This window comes from Paraburkholderia sp. SIMBA_030, assembly GCF_046535245.1.
Classification (GTDB): Bacteria; Pseudomonadota; Gammaproteobacteria; order Burkholderiales; family Burkholderiaceae; genus Paraburkholderia.
The window spans coordinates 1-445 of sequence record NZ_JAWRXB010000097.1 but is presented as its reverse complement, the minus strand read 5'-3'; the positions used below and the strand labels follow the sequence as shown (position 1 = coordinate 445).

General features: G+C 57.5%; 1 protein-coding gene and 1 pseudogene. One reads left to right on the top strand and one right to left on the bottom strand.

Features of this window, described 5'->3' with window-relative positions:
• Positions 1-220, top strand: a pseudogene (locus tag SB772_RS39190) (1-deoxy-D-xylulose-5-phosphate reductoisomerase); the annotation flags it as partial.
• A 33-nt stretch (positions 221-253) separates the two neighbouring features.
• On the opposite strand, the gene SB772_RS39185 reads toward SB772_RS39190, so the two are convergent.
• Positions 254-445: aminotransferase class I/II-fold pyridoxal phosphate-dependent enzyme (locus SB772_RS39185; protein ID WP_410838414.1), on the bottom strand; the 192-nt coding region annotated here is incomplete at its 5' end.

The window sequence follows — 445 nt, the reverse complement described above, 5'->3', positions numbered from 1 at the left end:
CCTGCAAGGCGCCGTCATGAATGCTGCGGAAGAGATTGCCTTCCACGCCTTCTGCGATGGCCGGATCGGCTTCCTTGAGATGGCCGATATTGCCGAGCGCGTGATGGATATGATGACCGGCCACGAGGCCGCCACGACGATGGAAGACGTCTTCGCAGCTGATGACGAGGCAAGACGGCGCGCCGGCGAAATCATTGTTCAAAAGGAAATGGCCGCTTAAGCGGCCATTTTTATTACGTTATTTCTGTTTTTCTTAGGCGACGTGCCTTGCCAGCGCACAACGCGACCACAGCGAATGCAGCGCGCCGACCAGATGCTCGATATCGGCATCGGAATGCTGCGGCGTCGGCGTGATGCGCAGGCGCTCGGTCTTCTTCGGCACCGTCGGATAGTTGATCGGTTGAACATAGACGCCGAAATTGTCGAGCAGCAGATCCGAGATCCA